16 protein-coding genes are annotated in these 22,250 nt (G+C 71.7%); 1 reads left to right on the top strand and 15 read right to left on the bottom strand.

Translation table 11 applies throughout. The annotated features are described in order from the left end of the window. Window position 1 precedes the first annotated feature (1 nt). The 13 genes from CFP66_RS40880 to CFP66_RS40940 all read right to left on the bottom strand — a co-directional run bounded on the left by CFP66_RS40880 (window position 2) and on the right by CFP66_RS40940 (window position 15,632). Entirely contained in the window at window positions 2-1,477 is a 1,476-nt protein-coding gene (locus tag CFP66_RS40880) for an amidohydrolase (RefSeq protein ID WP_094930746.1), read from the bottom strand. A gap of 8 nt (window positions 1,478-1,485) precedes the next feature. Continuing rightward, the gene (gene solA, locus CFP66_RS40885; protein WP_094930747.1) at window positions 1,486-2,613 is read right to left on the bottom strand and encodes an N-methyl-L-tryptophan oxidase; all 1,128 of its coding nucleotides are present in this window, start codon (window positions 2,611-2,613) and stop codon (window positions 1,486-1,488) included. Between the two features lie 17 nt (window positions 2,614-2,630). Further along, on the bottom strand, window positions 2,631-3,320 hold the full coding sequence (locus CFP66_RS40890) for an IclR family transcriptional regulator (RefSeq protein WP_094930748.1): 690 nt from the start codon (window positions 3,318-3,320) through the stop codon (window positions 2,631-2,633). After that, on the bottom strand, window positions 3,317-4,438 hold the full coding sequence (locus CFP66_RS40895; protein WP_094930749.1) for a CaiB/BaiF CoA-transferase family protein: 1,122 nt from the start codon (window positions 4,436-4,438) through the stop codon (window positions 3,317-3,319). The genes CFP66_RS40890 and CFP66_RS40895 overlap by 4 nt, the downstream gene beginning before the upstream one ends. After that, the gene (locus tag CFP66_RS40900; protein WP_143517555.1) at window positions 4,435-5,571 is read right to left on the bottom strand and encodes a C45 family peptidase; all 1,137 of its coding nucleotides are present in this window, start codon (window positions 5,569-5,571) and stop codon (window positions 4,435-4,437) included. Before CFP66_RS40900 ends, CFP66_RS40895 begins: the two co-directional genes overlap by 4 nt. Further along, window positions 5,564-6,343: an ABC transporter ATP-binding protein gene (locus tag CFP66_RS40905; protein ID WP_094930751.1), complete on the bottom strand. Its 780-nt coding sequence runs from the start codon at window positions 6,341-6,343 to the stop codon at window positions 5,564-5,566. The genes CFP66_RS40900 and CFP66_RS40905 overlap by 8 nt, the downstream gene beginning before the upstream one ends. Further along, window positions 6,340-8,013, bottom strand: a complete 1,674-nt coding sequence (locus CFP66_RS40910; RefSeq protein WP_094930752.1) for a dipeptide/oligopeptide/nickel ABC transporter permease/ATP-binding protein — start codon at window positions 8,011-8,013, stop codon at window positions 6,340-6,342. Before CFP66_RS40910 ends, CFP66_RS40905 begins: the two co-directional genes overlap by 4 nt. Next, window positions 8,006-8,983, bottom strand: a complete 978-nt coding sequence (locus CFP66_RS40915) for an ABC transporter permease (protein WP_094930787.1) — start codon at window positions 8,981-8,983, stop codon at window positions 8,006-8,008. The genes CFP66_RS40910 and CFP66_RS40915 overlap by 8 nt, the downstream gene beginning before the upstream one ends. A gap of 5 nt (window positions 8,984-8,988) precedes the next feature. Beyond that, window positions 8,989-10,566: an ABC transporter substrate-binding protein gene (locus CFP66_RS40920; protein ID WP_094930753.1), complete on the bottom strand. Its 1,578-nt coding sequence runs from the start codon at window positions 10,564-10,566 to the stop codon at window positions 8,989-8,991. A gap of 166 nt (window positions 10,567-10,732) precedes the next feature. Further along, window positions 10,733-12,100, bottom strand: coding sequence for an MFS transporter (locus tag CFP66_RS40925; RefSeq protein WP_094930754.1), 1,368 nt, complete (start codon window positions 12,098-12,100; stop codon window positions 10,733-10,735). Window positions 12,101-12,128: 28 nt separating this feature from the next. Continuing rightward, window positions 12,129-13,322 carry an N-methyl-L-tryptophan oxidase gene (solA, locus tag CFP66_RS40930; protein WP_158228418.1) on the bottom strand — a complete coding sequence of 398 codons (1,194 nt, stop codon included), beginning with the start codon at window positions 13,320-13,322 and terminating at the stop codon, window positions 12,129-12,131. A gap of 97 nt (window positions 13,323-13,419) precedes the next feature. Continuing rightward, on the bottom strand, window positions 13,420-14,652 hold the full coding sequence (locus CFP66_RS40935; RefSeq protein ID WP_143517556.1) for a CdaR family transcriptional regulator: 1,233 nt from the start codon (window positions 14,650-14,652) through the stop codon (window positions 13,420-13,422). Between the two features lie 68 nt (window positions 14,653-14,720). Continuing rightward, entirely contained in the window at window positions 14,721-15,632 is a 912-nt protein-coding gene (locus CFP66_RS40940) for a LysR family transcriptional regulator (protein ID WP_094930788.1), read from the bottom strand. Window positions 15,633-15,863: 231 nt separating this feature from the next. Here CFP66_RS40940 and CFP66_RS40945 point away from each other — a divergent pair, with 231 nt between their 5' ends. Next, window positions 15,864-18,218, top strand: a complete 2,355-nt coding sequence (locus CFP66_RS40945; protein ID WP_233160127.1) for an arylsulfatase — start codon at window positions 15,864-15,866, stop codon at window positions 18,216-18,218. Between the two features lie 18 nt (window positions 18,219-18,236). Here CFP66_RS40945 and CFP66_RS40950 read toward each other — a convergent pair whose 3' ends face one another. Beyond that, window positions 18,237-19,451 carry an acyl-CoA dehydrogenase family protein gene (locus CFP66_RS40950; RefSeq protein ID WP_094930757.1) on the bottom strand — a complete coding sequence of 405 codons (1,215 nt, stop codon included), beginning with the start codon at window positions 19,449-19,451 and terminating at the stop codon, window positions 18,237-18,239. A 1,878-nt stretch (window positions 19,452-21,329) separates the two neighbouring features. Continuing rightward, window positions 21,330-22,049 (bottom strand): FadR/GntR family transcriptional regulator, encoded by a 720-nt coding sequence (locus CFP66_RS40955; RefSeq protein WP_094930758.1) that lies wholly within the window; start codon window positions 22,047-22,049, stop codon window positions 21,330-21,332. Between the last annotated feature and the right edge of the window lie 201 nt (window positions 22,050-22,250).

Here is a 22,250-nt window from a genome sequence, read left to right on the forward strand (position 1 = left end):
GTCAGAGCCCCCGCCAGGTCCAGCGGCCGCCGAGCAGGGTGCCCGCCACCGGCAGCTCGCGCAGCCGCTCGGGGGACGCGGTGTACGGGTCGGCGTCGAGGATCGCGAGGTCGGCGACGTCGCCGACCTCCACGCGGGTCCGTCCGCGCATGCTCGAGGCGAGCGCGACGTCCAGCGGCACGCGCTGCTCGGGGTGCCAGGCGGCGCGGTCGTCCCGGCTGCGGCTCGTCGCCGCGGCGATCGCGAACCACGGGTCCAGCACCGCGACCGGCGCGTCCGATCCGAATCGCAGCGTCGCTCCGGCCCCGTGCAGCGAGGCGTAGGCGAAGGCGCGGTCGGTGCGTCCCGACCAGTGGTGGTCGGCGACGTCGCGGTCGTCCATCGCGTGCTCGGGCTGCACGCTCGCCACCAGGCCCAGCGAGGCGAAGCGGGCGAAGTCCTCGGCGCGCACGAGCTGGGCGTGCTCGATCACCCCGGGGATCCCGAGCTGCTCGAAGGTGTCGATGACCTCGGTGTTCGCCCGGTCACCGATGGCGTGGATCGCTCCGCCGATGCCGTGGGCGTCCGCGCGCACGAGCAGCTCGCGCAACTCGTCGGGCGAGACGCTCGAGACGCCGCACGGGTGCAGGGCGTGCCGGTCGAGGCCCGGGTACGGGTCCCAGCAGAAGGCGGTGCGCGTGTTCAGCGAACCGTCGACGACGACCTTGAGCCGGCCCATGCTCACCAGGCCTCGCGGCTCGAGGCCGGCCCCGGTGCGCAGCCCGCGTCCGATCGCGTCGTCGAGGCGCTGGGGCCACACCGACGCCTCCACCCGGAGGCTGTCCACCCCGGCCGCCACACGCTCCGGCCACTGGAGGAGATTGTCGGTGTTCTCGAACTCGACGATGCCCACGACGCCGCGCCGGGCCGCCGCCTCGGCCGCCTCCCGGAACGCGTCGACCGTGGGCGGTGACACCGCGGCCAGCTTCGGGCCCACGGCGAACCAGTCCCACTCGCGCAGCATCCCGGATTCGTCCGGCTTCGCGTCGAGCCGTGCGGCGGCGGCGGAGTTCAGCCACGCGCAGTGCAGGTCGGCGGCGATCAGCACCACGGGTGTCGGGCCGGTCACCTCGTCGAGGGCCTCCAGTGTGGGAGGCGCGGGCCACGTGCCGTCGCGGAAGCCGTAACCGGTCACGATCGCGTCCGCGGGGTGCCCGCCGCGGCCGAGCACCGCGCGCACCCGGTCCAGGACGTCCTCGACGCTCGTCGTGCCGCCCAGGTCGAAGCGCGACCGCCGGATCGTCCACTGCGTGAAGTGCACGTGCTCGTCCCACAGACCGGGCGCCAGGATGCGACCGTCGAGGTCGACGGTCTCGGCTCCCGTGCGCGGCTGCGCACCCACGGGCGAGATCCCCACGATCCGGCCGTCGTCGATCCGCACGTCGACGGGTTCGCCGCCGCCCAGCAATCGCGCGTTGCGCAACTCCACCGCTGTCATCCCTTCCACTATGAGGCAGCCACTAGGTGCGACGCGAAGGCGGAGATGTCCTCGCCCGTGCCGCCGTCCACGGCGAGCTCGGCGAGGATCCGCCCGATCGCCGGGGTGAACTTGAAGGCGTGGCCCGCGCCCAGAGCCACGATGACGTCCGGGTGCTGCTCCAGCGGGCTGATCACGAACCGGCGGTCCGGCGTGATCGCGTACTGGCACGTCACGGTGCGCAGCGCAGGCCCGCTCCCGGGGATGGTCGCGCCCATGAAGGACGACAGCTCGTCGAGCAGCTCCTGCGAGGGGACGAAGGTGCGCTCCTGCGGCGTCATCAGGTTGTCCGAGCGGTCGCGGGCGGCCTTGATCGTCGGTTCGCCGTAGGTCGGGAACCCGTAGAAGCAGGAGGTGTCCTCCCAGATCCACACCGGGAAGCGGTCGCGGTCGAAGGCGTCGGGATCCGCGGGCTTGAAGTAGGTGACCTGCTCCTGCATCGTCACGAGCGGGATGGCGGCGTCGAGCGGTTCGAGCAGCGTGTTGGTCCAGGCGTCCGCGGCGAGCACCACCTTGCCCGCGCGGACGTCCCCGTTCGCGGTGTGGACGACGACGCCCGACCCGTCGGGGTTCAGCCGTTCCACCGGGGTTCGGTCCCGGATGACGGCGCCGTGCGCCCGCGCCTGCATCTGCAGGGCGGCCACCGAGCGGGACGCGTGCACGATGCCGGTGTCCGGGGTGTAGATCGACTCCACGTTCTCGGGGATCCGGAACTGCGGCCAGCGGGTGTTCACCTCCGCCGGGCCGAGGAGCTCGTAGGGCACGCCGACCTCGTCGAGGCTCGAGGTGAAGTCACCGGCGGCGTAGGGCCCCTCGACCGGGCAGAAGACCACACCCCCGGTGACGGTCACGAACCTCTCCCCCGCGACGGCCTCGAAGTCGGCCCAGTCCTGGTAGGCCGACCGCGCGAGGCGCACGTACTGCGGCTTGCCGTAGGAGGTCCTGAGGATGCGCGAGGTGTCGTGGGACGCACCGCGCACGTGCCCGAGCTCGAACTGCTCGAACGCCACGACGTTCACGCCCTTGCGGGCGAGGTGGTACGCGGCGGCGCTGCCGAGAGCACCCATCCCGACCACGGCGACGTCGAAGGTCTCCATCTGCCGATCCCCCCTACTCAGGTGAGCACTCTGCTCAGTACCGCGTCGATCTCCTCCAGGCGGGGGAGCATGCGCTCGCTCGGCCCGCCGACGCTGATCCCGCCGATCCGCCGGCCGTCCACGCGGCACGGGCGCGCGACGGCTGTGACGGCGCTCAGCGTCTCGCCCCGGTTGAAGGCCCGGCTCTGCGTGCGCACGATCCCGACCGTCGCGAGGTCGGCGTCGAGGTCGCCGGAGCCGTGGGCGAGCACGTGCTTGCGCAGGCGGTCCTCGGGCCACGTCGCGAGCAGCAGCTTGCCGATGCTCGTGGGCAACAGCGGGCGCCGGATCCGGAGCTCGGGGACGTAGCGGACCGAGTGCTTCGACTGCGCGCACGCGGTGTAGACGACGTGCTCCCCGGCGAAGAGTCCCAGCGTGACGGTCTCGCCGGTCTCGTCCCGGATCTCGTCGAGGTGCGGGAGGAACAGCTCGGTCAGCCCGCTCTCGCTCGGCCGGACCAGCTCGCCGAGCGAGTAGCCGATCGAGTAGCGCCCGTCGACCTCGACGAGGTAGCCGACCGAGACCAGACCTCGGATCAGGACGTGGACCGACGACCTCGGGGCGCCGAGCCGCTCGGAGATGTCGGCCAGCCGCAGCACGCCGGCATCGGCCGAGACCATCTCGAGGATGCGTGCCGTCCGGGTGACCGTGCGGTGCTCGGCGCTCATCTCGTGCCGCCCAGCTCGCTCGTCGTCCCGCTGCTCGCAGCCGGTGTCCTCGAGAAGCGGATCGGGAACCGCGGGTACCGCACCCGCCCGACCCCCGGCTGCTCCGCGGAGCGGAAGAAGTCGACGTCGGCGAGGTGCGGGTCGTCGAACAGGTCTGCCACCTCGTGCACCGGCATGGCGGGGATCCCCGCCGGGACGAGGACGGACATCCACGTGTCGGTGTCGCGCGTGCGCAGGACGTCGGCGAGGAACGCGTAGAGGTCGTCGACGTTCTCGTTCCGCGCGCCGGCCGAGGTGAACCGCGGGTCCTGCGCGAGGTCGGGCCGGTCGACGAGGGCGAAGAAGCGGCGCCACTGCTCGTCGGTGTAGACGGTGACCCCGATCGTCCCGTCGGCCGTGCGGTAGGGCCGTCGGTCCGTCGCGGCGGTCCGCGCGTACCCCGCCGGGCCCCGGGGCGGGTCGTAGACGTACCCGCCTTGCTGCTCGAACAGCGTGAACGCCGCCATGCACTCGAACATCGGCACCTCGACGGCCTGGCCCTGCCCGGACCGCTCGCGCTCGAAGAGCGCGGCGATCACCGCGGAGAGCGCGAGGACGCCGGTCGTCTTGTCGGCGACCGGGGTGCGGACGTAGCTGGGCTCTGCGCCGTTGGTCTGGGTGGCCGCGAGGCCCGACGCGGCCTGGATGACGTCGTCGTAGGCCGGTCGGTCGCGGTAGCGCCCCTCCTCGCCGTACCCCCGGACCGCGCAGTACACGAGCCCGGGGTTGCGCTCGGCGAGGGTGGCGTACCCGATGCGGAGGGAATCGACGGAGCGCGGGATCCGGTTGTGGACGAAGACGTCGCAGCCCTCGATCAACCGCAGGAAGGACTCGCGGTCGGCCACGTCCTTGAGGTCGAGCGGCACGCTGCCCTTGCCCCGGTTGGCGTTCATGAACGCCGGGCCCAGCCCTCTCCCCGTGGGGTCGCCGACCCCTCGGATGATGTCCCCGGTGGGCGGTTCGACCTTGGTGACCTCCGCCCCCATCTGGGCCATGAGCTGCGTGGCGTACGGGACCATGAAGGTGGTCCCGAGTTCCACGACCCGCACCCCGGCCAGCGGGCCACCGCGCTCGGTCACGCCGTCCCCTGCCGCTGCGCCCCCGCCGTCACGACACCGGCCGCGTCGAGGGCGTAGGTCGTCGACGGGTTCTCGCAGACGGGGTAGGGCGTGACGTCCATCGTGAGCTCGTCGAGGTCCATGATCATCGAGTATGCCGAGACGATCCGCTCGACGTACTCGTTGGCGGGGTTGGTGTGGCGGCAGAGACCGTCCGGGTAGCTGAAGTGGTCGGTGAGCACCTCGTGGATCGCCTCGGCGTCGACGCGGCGCGCATCGAGCCGATCCTCGAGGAGGTGGCGCACCCGCTCGGCCCGCAGCAGCGTCAGCCGGGCCGATCCCTTCTTGGTGTCCCGGCCCGCGACCTCGGTCTCGAAGTGGTTCGCGTGGGCCACCAGCCCGTTGCGCGGCACGAGGTGTCCGAAGTCGGTGGGCGCCGCCTCGATGTCGATCGCCTCGCCGCCCCGTGCCGCGATCAGGAAGTTGCCCGAGCTGATCCGGGTCGGTGTGGTGACGGCGCGGATCGCGTCCGCCATCGTCCGCGACTGGAGCACTCCGCGCAGGAGCACCGCGTACGGCACCCCGCGTCCGGCGGCATCGCGATCGGTCACGAGGAGGTTGGCGCAGACCCCGATCCCGTTCGAGTTCAGGCCCGACTTCCCGACCTGTCCCGCTTCGGTCAGGGTCAGGACGCTGAACCCGTCCTCGTCGGTGGTGGAGAGCAGGACGGTGTTCGGTCCGATGTCCGGGTGCCAGTCCCAGTTCTGGGCGAGGAGCGTGTGCCGGTCCGTCGTCCGCGAATCGAGCACGGCCAGCGAGGTGCAGGCGCAGTCGGTGTAGCCGCTGCCGTACATGAGCTCGAGCTTCGCGTTGAGCGCGAAGATCAGCCGGCGGTCGAACCCGGCTCCCTCGGCGACGCCGTCGATCAGCTCGGCGATATCCGCGTCGTAGGCGCGCACCTGCTCGGCGAACACGTCTCCCCACGCGAGCACGTCCTCCGCCGAGATCCCCGCGCGTTCGGTCCACACGCGGCGGTAGAAGTCGAGGTTGTGCTCGATCTTGTCGAGCGCGACCCGCCCGTAGTCGGCGCCCATCGACCGGTAGGACCCGCGCACGCTGATGAGCTCCGGCTGTTCCATGGTGGAGTCAGTCAAGGCTGAAACCCTCCGATCCCGGTACGGACGCGAGCAGCCGGCGGGTGTAGTCGTGCTGCGGATCGCGGTACACGTCGTCCACCCTGCCCTGCTCGACGATCACGCCCTGGTGCATCACGACCACGTACTCGCACAGCGCCTGGACCACGGCGAGGTTGTGGGAGATGAACAGCAGCGACGCCTCGATCGTGGCTTCCAGCGACCTCAGCAACGTCAGGATCTCCGCCTGGACGGAGACGTCCAGCGCCGAGGTGATCTCGTCGGCGATCATCAACCGCGGCCGGAGGATCAGCGCGCGGGCGATCGCGATGCGCTGCCGCTGGCCGCCGGAGAACTGGTGCGGGTACTTCGCCGTCGTGCTCGCGTCGAGGCGGACCTGCTCGAGCACCCGGGCGATCGCCTCCTCGTGGTCGGCCGGGTCGGCCCGTCGCGGATCGAGCGCCTCGGCGAGCGTCTGCCCGATGGTCCGGCGTGGGCTGAGGGAGGAGTACGGGTCCTGGGGGATGTACTGGACCTGCCGCCGCATCGCGGCGCGCCGCCGCTTCCCGACCGAGAAGACGTCCTCGCCGTGGACGAGCACCTGCCCCGTGCGCGGCCGGTGGATGCCCACGACGGTCTTGCCGAGCGTCGACTTGCCCGATCCGGACTCCCCCACCAGGCCGACCGCGGTGTGGGCCGGCACGGTGAGGTTCACGTCGCGCAGCACGGCGGCGTGGCCGAAGGAGACGTGCAGCCCGCGGGTCTCCAGCGGCGGTGTCGTGTCGACCGTCACGAGGACGCCTGCAGGGGTGTCACGTCCACGACCGGGACGGCGTCCATCAGGGCCCGGGTGTAGGGGTGGTGCACGTCGCGGTCGCGCAGCTGGGCCGGCGTGAGGCGCTCCACGATCTCTCCCTCCTTCATCACGAGGATCCGGTCGCACAGCGCCTCGACGACCCCGAGGTCGTGGGAGATGAACAGCATCGCGGTGCCCTGCGCGCGGTGGATCCTGCGGAACTGGCGCAGCACCTCGTGCTGCACGGTGACGTCGAGCGCCGTGGTCGGCTCGTCGGCCACGATCAGCTTCGGGGTCGTGACCAGGCTGATGGCGATCATGCCGCGCTGGCGCATGCCGCCGGACAGCTTGTGCGGGTGCTGCCGCAACCGGTGTGCGGGCTCGCTGATGTTCACCTGGGTCAACGCCTCGGTGATGAGCTCGCGGGCCCGGCCCCGTCCCATGCCCAGGTGGGTGCGCAGCACCTCGGTGAGCTGCACCCCCATGCGCAGCGAGGGGTTGAAGGTGCTCCCCGGGTCCTGGTAGACGACCGAGATCTCCCGGCCGAGGCGGCCACGGTCCGGCTGCCCCAGCATGTTCATGTCGCCCACCCGGAGCACCTCCGCGCGGACCTCGAGCTCCTCGGAGACCAGCCCGGCCACCGACATCGCGGTGAGCGACTTGCCGGAGCCCGACTCCCCGACCAGGGCCACCACCTCTCCGGGCTCGATGGCCAGCGAGACGCCCCGCACGAGCTCGGCGCCACCCGGGACCCCGACCCGCAGGTCCTCGACGCGCACCAGCGCGGCGTCCCCGTCCGGGACCTCCGCGACCGCGGGAGCGGACGGACGCGCCGCGGCGCGCCGACCGGTGCGGGGATCCGCGCGAGCGGCCAGCGCGTCCCCGAGCAGCATCACCGCCACACCGGTGAGCACGATCATGATCGACGGCCCCACCACCGCCGTCGGCTGCGTGTAGATCTGGGTGAGGCTCTCGTTGAGCAGGCGGCCGAAGTCGTAGCTCGGGGACTGCACGCCCAACCCGATGAACGACAGAGCCGACAGCTCCACCATCGACAGGGCGAACACCGTGGTGGCCAGGATCAGCAGCGGCTCGGCCATGTTCGGCAGCGTGTGCCGTACGGCGACGGCCCAGGGTGGCACCCCGAGCAACCGGGCCGTGGTGACGTACTCGCTGGTGGAGATCTTGGCCGCGAGGTTCGCCGTGAGCCGCGCGAAGCTCGGGATGCCCGCGACGCCGATCGCGACGACGCTCGAGACCACGCCGGGACGCAGGATGGCCGCGATGACGAGGGCGAAGATGAGGCTGGGATAGGCCACCGCGGTCTCCAGCAGCCGCAGTGCGACCTTGCGGGCCCGTGGCCGGCACGACCAGATCCCCACGCCGACGACCATGCCGCCGACGACCGCGATGAGGGTGGTGCAGGTCGTCATCAGCAGGGTGAGGCGGGTGGCCACCAGCGCACGGGCGAGGTTGTCGCGCCCGAGGTTGTCGGTGCCCAGCAGGTGCTCGGCGCCGGGACCCTGCCCGGCGTCCCCGGTGAGCTGCGCGGCCGGTGCGGCCAGCACGATCGGCGCCACGACCGCCACGGCGAGGAGGCCGATGCCCAGCACGACGCCGCCCACCATGGACGGCGTCCACAGCCCTCTGCGCCCGCGGCTAGTCATGGTCGGCCTCGATCGAGCGCGGGTCGATGATCGCCAGGATCACGTCGACCACGCTGATGATCAGCGTGGCCATCAGCCCGAGGACGAGGATCGTGCCCCGGATGACCGGGTAGTCGCGCTCCAGGATGGCCTGGACGACACCCTGACCGAGCCCGGGGAACGCGAACACCGTCTCGATGACGACCGCCCCGCCCAGCTGCGCGGCCAGGATGAGCCCGGACAGCGTGAGCGTCGTGGTGATGACGTTCGGCAGCACGTACCGCCCGAACAGCCGCAACCGCCCGATCCGCCACCCCTTGGCGGTGCGGATGTAGTCCTGGTCCAGCACCACCGCGGTCTCCCGGCGCACCACCCGCGAGACCACGCACATGGGCAGCAGCATGAGCGCCAGCGTCGGCAGGACCAGTGAGGACAGCGTTTCGGCTCCGGCCGCGGGGAACATGCCGAGACCCACCGCGAAGACCACGACGAGCAGGGTGGCCATCACGTACTGCGGCACCGAGTAGACGAGGCTCGTCACGACGTTGAAGAGGTGGTCGAGCCACGACCTGCGCCCGCCGTGGGTGAGGAAGGCGACCAGCATGCCCACCGGCACGGAGATCACGAGCACCAGCGCGATGGCGAACAGGGCCAGCTCCGCGGTGAACGGCAGCCGGGCGAGGATCACCGTGGCGACGTCCTGCCCGTTCGAGAACGACGTGCCCAGGTCCAGGGTCAACAGCCCGCCGACGTAGTCCAGGAACTGGACGTGCAGCGGCTGGTCCAGCCCGAGCTCCGCCCGGATCCGGGCGACCTCCGCGCCGGTGGCCTCCTGGCCCGCGACCGCGACCGCCGGATCCCCCGGGATCAGCGGCACGATCACGAAGGTCACCACGACCAGGACCGCGAACGACAGCACCAGCCCGCCCAGCCGCTGCCCCGCGAACCGCAGCCACGGCCGCTCCCGCCAGGTCACCCGGCGCACCGCCACCGCCGTCACCCCTGGGCCCCGGTGCCGATCCGCATCGTGGAGAAGTCGACCTGGTTGTTGTAGGCGTTGATCGAGAAGCCGGGGCGCGCGATGGACTGCTCCGGGCTGTAGGACAGCGGCATCACGTGTGCCGCACCGATCAGGTTCTCCTGGATCTGCTGGTAGACCCCGCACCGCGCCTGCTCGTCGGGCTGCCGCATGGCCTCGTCGACCATCGCCAGCACGTCCTCGTGGCGGACGCCCGACCAGTTCGCCCCGCCGTCCTCGGTGGCCGGCCCGACGATGGGCGAGAGCGCGCCGTACATCGTCCCGCCCGCGTTGATCGCGGGGAACACGGTGAGGTCCCAGGCGCCGGGTTCCGTCGCGCCGGTGGTCGACCACGTGGAGACGTCGACGTTGTTGAGCTCCACGGCGGCCCCGGCCTCCCGCAGCGCCTCGGCGACGTAGCTGTTCGCGGCGCCCTGCGGCCCGATCACGTCCATCCCGAGCACCTTGACGGGCTCGGTCCGGCCGCTCAGCACGCCCCGGGCCGCCGCCACGTCCTGCGGGATGAGCACGGAGGCGTCGGTGTTGGCACACGGGACCGCCGCGTGGCTGAACGTGACCGCCAGTTCTCCCAGGCCACCGGAGGCGGCGCTGTTGAGCGCGTCCCGGCTCAGCGCCTGGACCACCGCCCGACGCGCCGCCTCGTCGGCGAAGACGCTGCCGGGGCGTTCGTTGAACAGCACGTACAGGGCGAGGTAGGGCAGCCGGTGGGTCGTGTACCCCTCCTGGCCGTCGAAGCGGGTCATGTCCTCGGTGTTGATGTCGGCGATGTCCATGCTGCCGGTGAGCAGCGCGTTCGCCCGTGAGGAGTCGTTGCCCACCACGGCCACCTCGAGGGTCTGCGCGGGCTCGCCCTGCAACGGCGGGTCGCTGTACTCCGGCCACGCCGTGAAGTCGTCGCGCAACGCCAGCGTGTAGGACACGCCGGGCGACTGTTCGGCGAGCACGTACGGGCCGGAGAACGCACCCTCGACGGCACCGGTGCGCAGCCCGTCCTGGTCCGCGAGCCCGGCCGGGCACACGATGCCGGTGGCCTCGAGGCTCAACCCCTGCAACAGGTCCAGCCACGGCTGCGCGAGCGCGATGGTCACCGTGTTCGCCTGGTCGTCGGCGGAGATGGTGGGCGTGCCCGGCCCGAACACGATCTCCCGGAAGACCGAGACCTCGGCCGTCGCCATCGCGTCCAGCGAGTCCTTGACCACCCCGGCCGTGATCGGCGTGCCGTCCGCGCAGGTCGCGTCGTCGCGGAGGGTGAGCTGCGCCGTGGTCGGCGTCGACTCCCACGAGGTGGCCAGCGCGGGCACGATCGAGTTGTCCGCGCCGCGCCGCACCAGCGTGTGGAACAGCAGGCGGCTGACCGTGTAGTCGTCGCGGTTCTGCACCATCCACGGCGTGAACGTCGTCGGCGTGGCGTTGATCGCGGTCCGGATCGTGCTCGTCGCGCCGTCGGCGCCACCCCCCGCACCACCGGTGGTGCACGCGGACAGCCCGATGGAGACGACGGCCGCGACGGCCAGCGCCCGACCTCTCCCCTTCACGCCTGCACGCCGTCGAGCAACCGGCCTCTGATCGGGCTGCCTCACATCTCCTCCTCGTCGGTCCACGGGATGAAGCGGGGGCGGGGCTCGTCCATATATATGGACGCGCCTCCATTTATGCAGACACCGTAGGAGAGGTGCATCACCGCGTCAACGAGTTGCCGAGCTAGAGCTCCGGTGCCGCCACCACTCCCGGCTCCACCCGTCGTGGCCGGTCCGGCCCGGGGCCGGCTGCTGCCGACAACCCGACGCCCCTCGTCTCCGGGGCCAGCCACAGCGAGATCACGAAGCCTGCGGCGACCACTCCGGCCAGGACGAACATCGTCGGGCCGACCCCGACTCCGACCAGCAGTTGCGGGAGCACGAAGGTGCTCAGAGCGGCCCCGATCCTGCTGATCGACGTCGCCAGGCCCACGCCGGAGGCCCGGATCTCGGTCGGGAAGATCTCGGGGGGATAGACGCTCTCCAGGTCGGCCGCCGCGGAGATCACGAACGCCAGCACCAGCAGCGTGGGCAGCAGGACCGCGAGCGAGCCGTTCGGGTTCAGGCCGAGCACGACCAGCGTGACCCCGATGATGAAGAACGACCAGATGACGAACCCGCGCCGTGGCAGGCGGTCCATCAGCACGAGGCCCGCGAGGGCGCCGACCAGCAGCACACCGTTGTAGACGATCTCGCTGAGCGTCGAGTCCTCGACGCCGAAGGCGGTGATGATCCCCGGGAGGAAGATCCCCACCGCGAAGTAGGGGAAGACCTGGCAGAAGTAGAAGGCACCGGCGAAGAAGGTCTGGCGGCCGTAGCGCCGCGTGAACAGGTCCCGGTAGCGGCTGCGCGGCGCGGTCACCTCCGCGGGGTCGAGGTCGTACTCCGGGCCGATGTAGGTCTTGATCACCCGCCGGGCCTCCTCGACCCGGCCCTTGCCGAGCAGCCACCGCGGGGACTCCGGGGCGCCGAGCCGCAGCAGCAGGGTGATCAGCGCGGGCACGGCGCTGCTGGCCAACATCCAGCGCCACGCGTCCGGGCCGGCCGCGCCCTGCAGCAGGACCCCGACGCCGTAGGCCGCCACGAAGCCGACGGTCCACGTCGCGTTCAGGCTGGCCATCATCCGGCCGCGCCACTTGCGCGGCGCGAACTCGGCCAGCAACGCACCGCCGATGGCGTAGTCCGCCCCGATGGCGATTCCCAGTACCAGGCGCAGGATGAGCAACGTGACCGCGCCGTCGGCGAAGAACTGCAACGCCGACGCCACCACGAAGACCACCAGGTCCGCGAGGTAGATCTTCTGCCGGCCGAACCGGTCGGTGACCGGGCCGAAGACCAGGGCACCGACGAACAGCCCGACCAGCACGGACGCGGCCATCGCGCCCTGCCACACCGGACCGAGCCCCATCGCCGGGGTGAGCAGGGGGAGCGCGAGCCCGATCGAGCCGATGATGTAGCCGTCGCAGAACAGGCCGCCCGCGGTGAAGACGGTGACCCGCAGGTGGAACCGGGTGAAGGGGGATTCGTCGAGCGAAAGGCCGGTAGGACTCATCGTTGATATTCCTCCTGCCGCGTGCGGTTCAGACCGCGCGTGCCGACTCGTGATGGAAGGTCGGGACGAAATCGGGATCGGTCAGGGCCCGCCGGTCCGACCGGAACGCCTCGATCGGATGGGGGGTGGCGCCCTCGGTGACGAGATCGGCGAGGATCTGGCCGAGCAAGCCGGCGAACTTGCCTCCGTGACCCGCACCCACGCACATCGCGACGCGGGGGTGGCCGGGCAGGGTGTCGGCGATGAACTCCCGGTCCGGAGGCATGTCGTACACGCAGGTCTTGCTCAGCCGCTCGGGGCCGAGGCCCGCCGGCAGGTGCTCGGCGACGAACCCACGCAGGACCTCGGTCTCGGCCGGGTCCGGTTCGAAGGACCGGGTCTCCTGGGTGACGAACCGGCCCGCCATGTCCCGGGCCAGTTTGATCGCCGGCTCCCCGTAGACCGGGAAGCCGTACCAGTCGTCCTCCCCGTGCCAGATCCAGACCGGGAACCGGTCCATGGCGAACTCGCGCAGGTTCGGTGTGGCGAAGTAGCCGACCTGCTCCTGGCTGAGCGTGATCGGCAGGTCGACGCCGAGGTCGGGCAGCAGTTGCCCGGTCCACGAGCCCGCGCAGAGCACGAGGTGGTCAGCGGTGAACGTGCCGCGCGGGGTGTGGACGACGTAGGCCTCGCCGACGCCGTCGATCCGGTGCACCGGTGTCTCGTCGAGCACGTCAATGCCGCGGGCACGCGCCAGCGCGAGGTGCGCGGCGGTGGCGTGCCGGATGTCAAGGATGCCGCCGTCGGGCTGGTGGATCCCCACCATCTCCCCCGGGAACCGCCACTGCGGCCAGCGAGCCCGCAACGCGTCGGTGTCGAGGTCCTCGAACGGGGTACCGACCGCCCGCAGCGCGTCGCGGGCCGCCGCCACCGCCGCCGCGCCGGGGCTCCCCGCCACGGCCATGTCCAGCCCGCCGGTGCGGTGCACGAGCCGCAGGCCGGTCTCGGCCTCGACGTGCTCCCAGGCGGCGTAGGCGGCGGGAGCCAGCCGCGTGTAGTCCGTGGAGTGGTAGGTGTGCCGGATGATCCGCGAGTGGTCCTCCGACGCGCCGAACGTGTGGCCCGTCCGGAACCGCTCCAGGACCAGGACACTGCTGCTCCCGGCCTTCTCCGACAGCCAGTAGGCGGCGGCACTGCCCAGCGCGCCCGCACCGATCACGATGTGCGAATACCGCTCCCGCACGCGGTCACCTCCCTGTACCCGCTGATGGCTCCCCAGCGTGGGCCCCGGCACGGGCAGCGGTCATGCACGCGCAGTGGGAAAGTACGACGCCCGCTTCCTACATCTGACGGAAGGCGCCGGCGTCGTCGATCCAGCCGGCCAGCCGGGCGAGCTTCACCCCGAGGTGGACGGTGAGCCGGTCGGCCCCGTCCCGCAGGTCGATGCCCGCGACCTGTTCGGCCCGGCCGAGCCGGTAGTACAGCGTGGTGCGGTGGATCCGCAGGGCCGCGGCGGTGCGCGCCGCGTCGCCCGCGTGGTCGAGGTAGGTCTCGAGCGTCTCCAGCAGGTGCGCGGAGCGCCCGTCGGCCAGCAGGCGGGCCACCGGCGCCGGGCAGCTCTGCGGTGTGAGGTCCTCCGGACCCAACCGGGCCAGCAGCGAGTACGCACCCAAGCGGTCCCAGACGGCCACCGGGCCCGCGCCCGCCACGGCGCGCGCCACCCGCTGCGCACTCGTGGCGTGCCGGTAGGACGCCAACGCGTGCGCCAGGTCCGGCCCCGCGGAGCCGACGCCGACGGCGCACCCGACGTCCTCGCCGGCGAGTTCGCCGACCCGGGCCACCAGTCGCTCCGCCACCTCGACCGCGCTCACCTCCGCGTCGAGGGCGGCGGCGGAGAGCAGCAGCGTGAGGCCCGCTCCGGCCACCCGAACCAGTGCCGCACCCGCCGGCAGCGGCCGCACCGCGTACTCGGCCGCCGCGGACAGCAGCACCTCCAGCTCCGGGGAGTCCCCCTCCAGCGCCGCCGCCAGGACGACGACCGGTCCGGGTTCGGTGAGCAGCCGCTCGTCGCGGGCGACGACCGCGGCGTGCGCGCGCCGTTCCCCGTCGGCGGACAGCAGGTCGAGCAGCAGGTCGGCCGCCCTGCGTTGCTGCTGCTCGTGCAGCATCAGGCTGCGATAGAGCACCACACCCGCGGCCTCCGCGGCTCGGGTGACCGGGGCCAGGTCGCCCTCGAACGCGCTGCCGTCCGGGTCGATCAGCCACAGGTAGCCCAGCAGCAGGCCGTGGCACCGGACGGGAGCGCAGATCCGCCCGTGCACCCCGAGCGCGTCGTCGGGCGGCATCCAGCCCGGCTCGTGCCATCCCGAGATCCCGTGGGACATGACGTACCGGACGTTCTCCGGCCCCACCTCCCGGTGCAGCACCGACTCGATCCGGGCCCGGTCCTCGTCACCGAAGTGCCGGCTCGCCGCAAGTAGCTTGATCTGCGGATCGTCGATGGCGACCGAGCGCTCCAGCCGCGCCGCCAGCGAGTCCACGATGTCCTGCAGCATTCGGTCGGCGTGCTGCACGGCAGGCGATGCTACCGGTCGTACCCGCCTGGGTCCGGGCACGTTCCCGTCGCAGCCATAGGCTCCCTCTATCGATCGAGGTCGGCGAATTCCGACGGGCGCCCACCGGTCGCGGAGACCACCATCCGCACGAACGCCCGTGCGGCCGGCGAGAGCGGCTCCCGCCGCCAGAGCAATTGCACCCTGCGCACGACGCGCGGATCGAGGCCCGCCACCCGTGCTCCCTGCCGGGCGGCGTCCTCGGCCATCGACCGGGGCAGCAGCGTCACGCCCGCGCCGGCGAGCACCAGCGGGACGATGGCCGCCCGGTGGGGTGTCTCGACCGCGACCCGCAGCGGCACGCCCGCGTCGGACAGGGCGAACTCCAGCAGCGCGCGGCTCGCGGTGCCCGGCGGGGTGACGATGAGGTCGAACGTCACCACCTGGGCAACCCTCAACGACTCCCCGCGGCCGATGCCCGCATCCGGTGGGAGGACGACCAGCACCTCCTGATCAGGCAGTTCGTAGGACCGCAGATCACCGACCGGAGCCGAGAAGTCGGTCAACCCCAGTTCGGAGTGCCCGGTGCGGATCATCTCCACCACCGCGGCCCCGTGCTCGGGGTCCTCGATGCCGACGGTGATCGCGGGGTGGGCCTGCCGGAACGCGCCGACCAGACCGGCCAACGGGTGCACGGCCAGGGTCGTCTGCGCCACGATGGCAAGGCGGCCCGCGGTCAGGTCGCTCACCATCTGCACGGAGGCGCGGGCCGCGGCGAAGTCCCGCAACACCTGCTGGGCGGGCCGCAGCAGCGCCTCGCCCGCCGGGGTGAGCCGGACACCGCGGCTGAGCCGGTGGAACAACTGGGCCCCGACCTCGCGTTCGACGGTCTTGATCGCATGCGACAGCGACGGCTGCGCCACGCGCAGCGACGCGGCCGCACTGGTGAAGCTGCCGTGCGCCGCGACCGCGAGGAAGTACTCGAGCTGCCGACGGTCCACGCGTCCTCCCCTGGCCTCGACCCGGGCCCCGATCGTGCCATAGTTTTCTTCTATCGGTCGGATCGAAAACCGGTCTCGGACCGGCGCCGCACGCCGTTGACCGATCCACCACGCGCATGTGATCATGCACTGGACCGATTTGAGGGCCAGGAATTCTCAGGGCCGACTCGTCGGTATTCCATTCGCCATTCGGACGATCCTGCAATTCGTCAACAGAAAAGAGGATTCAGCGTGGGCAGCTTCAGCGCCGGCCGCCACATCTTGCCGGAGCCGGAGCGGAGGCAGAGCGTGGTGACGGCCGTCGGCATCGACGACCAGACGGCCGCGTTCGAGCCGGTGCGCCCCGTCCTGCCCCCGCCGGGCGCGCCGAACGTCGTGATCGTGCTGATGGACGACCTCGGCTTCGGCACCTCGAGCGCGTTCGGCGGCCCGTGCCGGATGCCGGCGGCCGAGCGGCTGGGCGACGACGGCCTGCGCTACACCCGCTTCCACGTCACCGCGCTCTGCTCCCCCAGCCGGCAGGCCCTGATGACCGGGCGCAACCACCACTCCGTCGGCATGGGCGGCACCACCGAGATGGCCACGTCCGCGCCCGGCTACACCGGGTTCCGGCCGCGGAGCGCGGCGACGATCGCGCAGATCCTGCAGGGCAACGGCTACAGCACCGCGGCGTTCGGGAAGTGGCACCAGACCCCGCCGCGGGAGATCAGCGCGGTGGGCCCGTTCGAGCGCTGGCCCACCGGCGAGGGCTTCGACCACTTCTACGGGTTCATGGGCGCGGAGATGAACCACTGGTACCCGCTGCTGTACCAGGGCACCACGCCGGTCGAGCCGGACCGGCGCCCCGCGGACGGCTACCACTTGTCCGAGGACCTGGCCGACCACGCCATCGACTGGGTGCGCACCCAGCGGACGCTCACGCCGGACCGCCCGTTCTTCACCTACCTCGCCCTCGGCGCGTCGCACGCCCCGCTGCACGTGGCGCCGGAATGGCAGCAGCGCTACCGGGGCGGTTTCGACCACGGCTGGGACCGGCAGCGCGAGCGCACCCTGGCCCAGCAGAAGGAGCTCGGCGTCGTGCCGGGGAACGCGGAGCTCGCCCCGTGGGCCGAAGGGGTACCGCGCTGGGACGAGCTCGGCGAGAACCAGCGGGCGCTCGCCGCGCGGTTCATGGAGACCTTCGCCGGGTTCACCGAGCACGCCGACGCCCAGGTCGGCCGGTTCGTCGCCGCGCTCGAGGAGCTCGGCGAGCTGGACAACACCCTGTTCGTCTACCTGCTCGGCGACAACGGCGCATCCGGTGAGGGCGGCATCGAGGGCACGGTGGTGGAGCACCGGCTCGGCCACGGCATCGTCGACGACCCGGACGACATGATCGCCGAGATCGACGACATCGGCGGCCCCAGCACCTACCCGATCGCTCCGGCCGGCTGGGCGCTCGCGCTCAACACCCCCTACCAGTGGACCAAGCAGGTGGCGTCGCACTTCGGCGGCACCCGCGACGGGCTGATCGTGCACTGGCCACGGGGGATCGCCGACCGTGGCGGGCTGCGCCACCAGTTCCACCACGTCATCGACGTGCTCCCCACGGTGCTGGAATGCGCCGGCGTCCCGCAGCCGGCGAGTGTGAGCGGGGTGGCGCAGCAGCCGGTCGAGGGCACCAGCATGCGCTACACGTTCGACGCGCCCGACGCCCCGGACCGGCGCCGCACCCAGTACTTCGAGATGTGCGGCAACCGCGGCATCTACCACGAGGGGTGGATGGCCGTCACCCGGCACGGCACGCCCTGGGAGATGATCCCGCCCGCCGGCAGGCGGTTCTCCGACGACGTCTGGGAGCTCTACGACCTCGACACCGACTGGACCCAGGCCCACGACCTGGCGTCCGAACACCCGGAGCGGCTGCGCGAGCTGCAGGACCTGTTCCTGGTCGAGGCGGCGAAGCACCAGGTGTTCCCGCTGGACAACCGCGTCACCGAGCGCGAGAACCCCACGCTGGCCGGGCGCCTGGACCTGCTCGGCGCACGGCAGTCGGTGACCTACCGCGGCGGGATGCGGCGGTTCACCGAGGAGACCACGCCGAACGTGAAGAACCGCTCGCACAGCATCGTCGCGGACGTCGAGACCACCGAGGTCGACGCCGGGGGCGTGATCGTCGCCCAGGGCGGGCGGTTCGGCGGGTGGTCGCTGTACTGCAGCGGCGGTTACGTCCACTACGCCTACAACTTCTTCGGGCTGCAGCTCGACCGGACGCAGACCCGCATGCGGATCCCGCCGGGCCGACGCGAGATCCGCATGGACTTCCACTACGACGGCGGCGGCGTCGGCAGGGGCGGCACGGTCGTGCTCACCGTCGACGGCGAGAAGCAGGCCGAGGGGCGTGTCGAGAAGACGATCCCCTACTATTTCTCCTTCGACGAGACGCTCGACGTCGGGGTGGACCTGGGCACGCCGGTCACCGACGACTACCCGGTGATCGACAACGCGTTCCGCGGCGTGGTCCACACCGTCCGGATCGATCTGGGCGAGGAGTGCCCCGACGAGCACGCCGGCGGGCTGCACCACCGGGTCATGACGTCGCAGTGATACAGGTCCGCCGCCCCGTCATCCCAGGGGGCTGCGCGGCAGCAGCCGGTCGGCCACGATCTTGCGCTGGATCTCGCTGGTGCCCTCGAAGATCGTGGTGAGGCGGGCGTCGCGCCAGTGCCGCTCCACCTGGTGCTCGGTGGTGTAGCCGTTGCCGCCGTGCAGCTGGATGCCGTCGCCGGTGACCTCGGCGGCCATCTCGGTGGCGAGCAGCTTCACCATCGCCGCCTCCCGCTCGCACGGTTCACCCTGGTCGATGCGGTGCGCGACGTGCTGGTAGAACGACCGCGCCTGCTCCACCCGCGCCGCCATCGTGGCAAGCGTGAACCGGACGGCCTGGAAGTCGCCGATCGGGTGGTCGAACTGGCGCCGCTGCTGCAGGTAGCCGATGCAGTCCTCCACCGCCGCGCGGGCCAGCCCGACCGCGCGGGCCGCGGTGTGCACGCGCGCGATGTTCAGCCACGCCTGCGTGGAGGCGAAACCCTCGCCGCCGCCGGTGAGCTGGTTCGACACCGGCACCCGCACGCCGTCGAACTCCAGGTCCCAGGTGACGAAGCCGTGGTACCCGATCTTGTCGATCGGGGTGCCGGTGATCCCGGGCGGGAACGCGTCGCGCTCCTTCTCCAGCACGAGCGTGGCCAGGCCCGCGGAGCGCCGCTCCCCCGGTCCGGGATCGCTGGTGCGCACCAGGATCTGGATGAAGTCGGCGGCCTTGGCATTGCCGGTCCAGCGCTTGCGCCCGGTGACCACGAACTCGTCGCCGTCGCGCTCGGCGCGCGTCTGCACCGCCGCCAGGTCCGACCCGGCGTCCGGCTCCGACAGCGCGATCGCGCCGATCCACTCGCCGCGCGCGCTGCGCCGCAGCAGGTCCGCGCGCCGCTCCCCGTCCGCGACGCCGGTGCCGGCGCCCTGCGCGCGGGCGATGATCGACCCCACGCTCATCCACGCCCGGGCCAGCTCCTCGGCCACCATGCAGTACTCGAACGCACCCAGCCCCAACCCGCCGTACTCGGTGGGGACGGTGATCCCGAAGTAGCCGAGCGCGCCCATCTCGTCGAGCAGCTCCCGCGGGATCTCCCCCTTGCGCGGGTCCAGCTCGTCGGCCAGCGGCAGGACGCGGCCCATCGCGAACTCGCGGGCCTGCTCCTGCAGCTCCTCCCGCTCACGGGTGTGGAACGGTGAAGACACGACCGGCACCGGCGCCTCGAGCTGCTCCGGGTTCGCCTCGCTCATCGGTGTTCCTCTCGTCCTCGGTGGCCGCTCGCGACCACTGTGCCCCCTGCGTGGGCGGTCCACGCCCGGACCGCGGGGTCCGGTCCGTCCCAGGCTGTCCACGACGGTGGTCGGGCCCGGCGTGAACGTTCTGAGCCGCACGTCAGCCTCCCCACCACCGCACTCACGTACGTCTCGCACCCCGGCGCGCCGGGATGATCGCCTCGCGTTCCGCTGAACGCACCTTTCTCGCGATCAGATGGACGTGAACCTTCCTGTGGGTGGGCCGTTCCCGGCTCGCGGCCGCTTGCCCCGCGCCTCCTGCCCTGGCGAGGAACGCCTCACTGTCCATGATCGCCGGTTCGGCGCAGAAGCGGCAGCATCGAGCGTGTTGCCGAATCGGGGCCCGCGGCCGCGCAATGGTGATCGCTGCGAGAAGCACCAGACATCGCCGCAACAACACCCACGCACTCCTCACACCGATCACCCGGCCCTGACCGCTCCGACACGTACGCCACCGTCGCCGCGACAGCACCCACGCACTGCTCGGACCGATCACCCAACCCTGATCGCAGCGAGAAGCACCAGACGGCGCCTCGACAGCACCCACGCACTTCTCACACCGATCACCCGGCCGTGATCCTCCGACAAGTACGCCACCGTCGCAGCACCCGCACCCAGGTGCCGATCAGATCGATCACCGCGCACCGCGCCCCGACCGGCAGCGTCGATCACGGGCGGACGGTCGTGACCGAAGATCGACCGACCACCATGTGCCCGTGATCGACGCAGCAGCCGCGGTGCGGGCCTGACCGATTCGGCAACAGGCTCCCCCTGCAGCCCATGTCCCGATCCCGCCCGATCATTGGGGTGGCCATGCCTCGAACCGGCCCCGATGATCACCGGGAAGGGGTGGATCGGGACCACCGCAAGGTGCGCGAGCACGCAGCAGCGACGGACTCGTCGCGGACAGGCCTGGGCCCGCGCCGGGGACGGCCGCCCACCCAACCCCGATATTCGGCAGTTCTGCCAACCCGGCCACCCCACCGACGGGCAGGAGCAGGGGAAACCCGACCGACTGCGCCCAAGGCCAGGGCCGGGGTGTGAGGCAGTGGTCGCGAGCCGGGAACGGCCCGCCCACAGGAGATTCCACGACGACGTAGACGTGAGAGGGGTTGGATCTTCCCCCAACCCCGCTCACGTCTACCTGGTCATGCAACGGGCACGGAACCTGGGCGGCCACGTCCGCAGGATGCGCCACGAGCGAGACCTCAGCGGGGTTGGATCTCCAGCAGACCCCGCTCACGTCTCATTGATCATGCAACGGCCGCGGTCGGGAACGCGAGGTGGCCGTGATCAGCGAAAATGGTGCGAGGGCGACAGATCGAGCGTGCGGCCGACCCGGGCCTCGGATGCCCGATGGTGATCGCTGCGAGAAGCACCTGACGTCGCCGCGACAGCACTCACGCACTGCTCGGACCGATCACCCGGCCCCGAACACCCCGACAAGTACGCCACCGTCGCAGCACCCGCACCCACGCACTGCTCAGACCGATCAACCGGCCCCGAACACCCCGACAAGTACGCCACCGTCGCAGCGACCGCTGCCAGGTGCTGATCAGATCGATCACCGCGGATCGCGTCCCGCCCGCCAGCGCCCGCGGTGCGGCCCCGTGACCGATTCGGCAACAGGCTCCATCTCGCCGTTCCTGCACCGAATTGGTGATCACGTCGCCGTTCTCCCGACCGCACCCTGTGCGCCTCACGGCGGGGGCACGCACCTTCCGGGTGCGGCACACATGTCCGGACGTGTGTGCCGGAGTCGGGAGGTGTGTGCGGCCCACCGCCGGTGGTCTCGGCGGGCACCCTGGGGCTGCGTCCCGCGGACCGTCCAGGTGATCAGCTACTCGCAGCGGGCGAGCCCCCCGCCCCGCCCTCCTCCACCGGGGGCATGAGGGCGCGCAGCCACCGCTCGGTCTGCGCTACGTGGGCCTCCGCCGCGCCCGCGGCGGCGCCCGGGTCCCGGTCGGCGATCGCCGTGGCCAGCACGCGGTGGTCCTCGTCGCTCTTGCGCCGCAGCTCGGGGCCTTCGGGGAAGGTGAAGATCTGGTACTTGCGGGAGCGGGAGCGGAAGACGGCGAGCAGGGAGGCGAGGGCAGGGTTCCCGCCGCTGCGGGCGATCTCGGCGTGGAAGCGGTGGTCGAGCTCCGACGCCTCGGCCGGGTCGTCGGTGGCCGCCATCGCCTCGATGAGCGAGAAGAGGGTCTCCACCGTCTCCGGGGTTCTTCGGGCGGCGGCCGCGGCCGCGGCGTGAGCCTCCAGGACGCGCCGGATCTCGTACATCTCCAGCAGGCCCGACAGCGGCAGGAGCTCGAAGGTCAGTGACAGGCTGCCGATGACGTCCTCGGGCCGCAGCGGCGAGACGTAGGTGCCGGAGCCGTGCCGCGGCTCCAGGACGCCCAGGGCCGCGAGCATCCGCACGGCCTCGCGCAGCGACCCCCGCGACACTCCCAGCTCGGCGCAGAGGTCGCCCTCGGGCGGGATGCGCTCGCCCGCGCCGAGACGGCCGATCGCGATCATGTGCCGTAGCCCGTGGAACGCCTTCTCGACTGCGGACACCGGTCTCCTCCTGATCCGCGCGGGCACCTGGCGGACGTCCGCACTGTAGCGAGTCATCAGAACTGTCGGGGGCGAGAGCGCCAAGTCGTCTAACGACTATGCGAGATCCGCACTTGAATGTCGCGATCGAGCCTGCCAAGGTGTCGAGTCATCGGACCTGTCACCAGCACCGTCCGATGTCATTCGATCTGGAGATGTGAA

This window comes from Pseudonocardia sp. MH-G8 (assembly GCF_002262885.1).
Taxonomy (GTDB): domain Bacteria; phylum Actinomycetota; class Actinomycetes; order Mycobacteriales; family Pseudonocardiaceae; genus Pseudonocardia.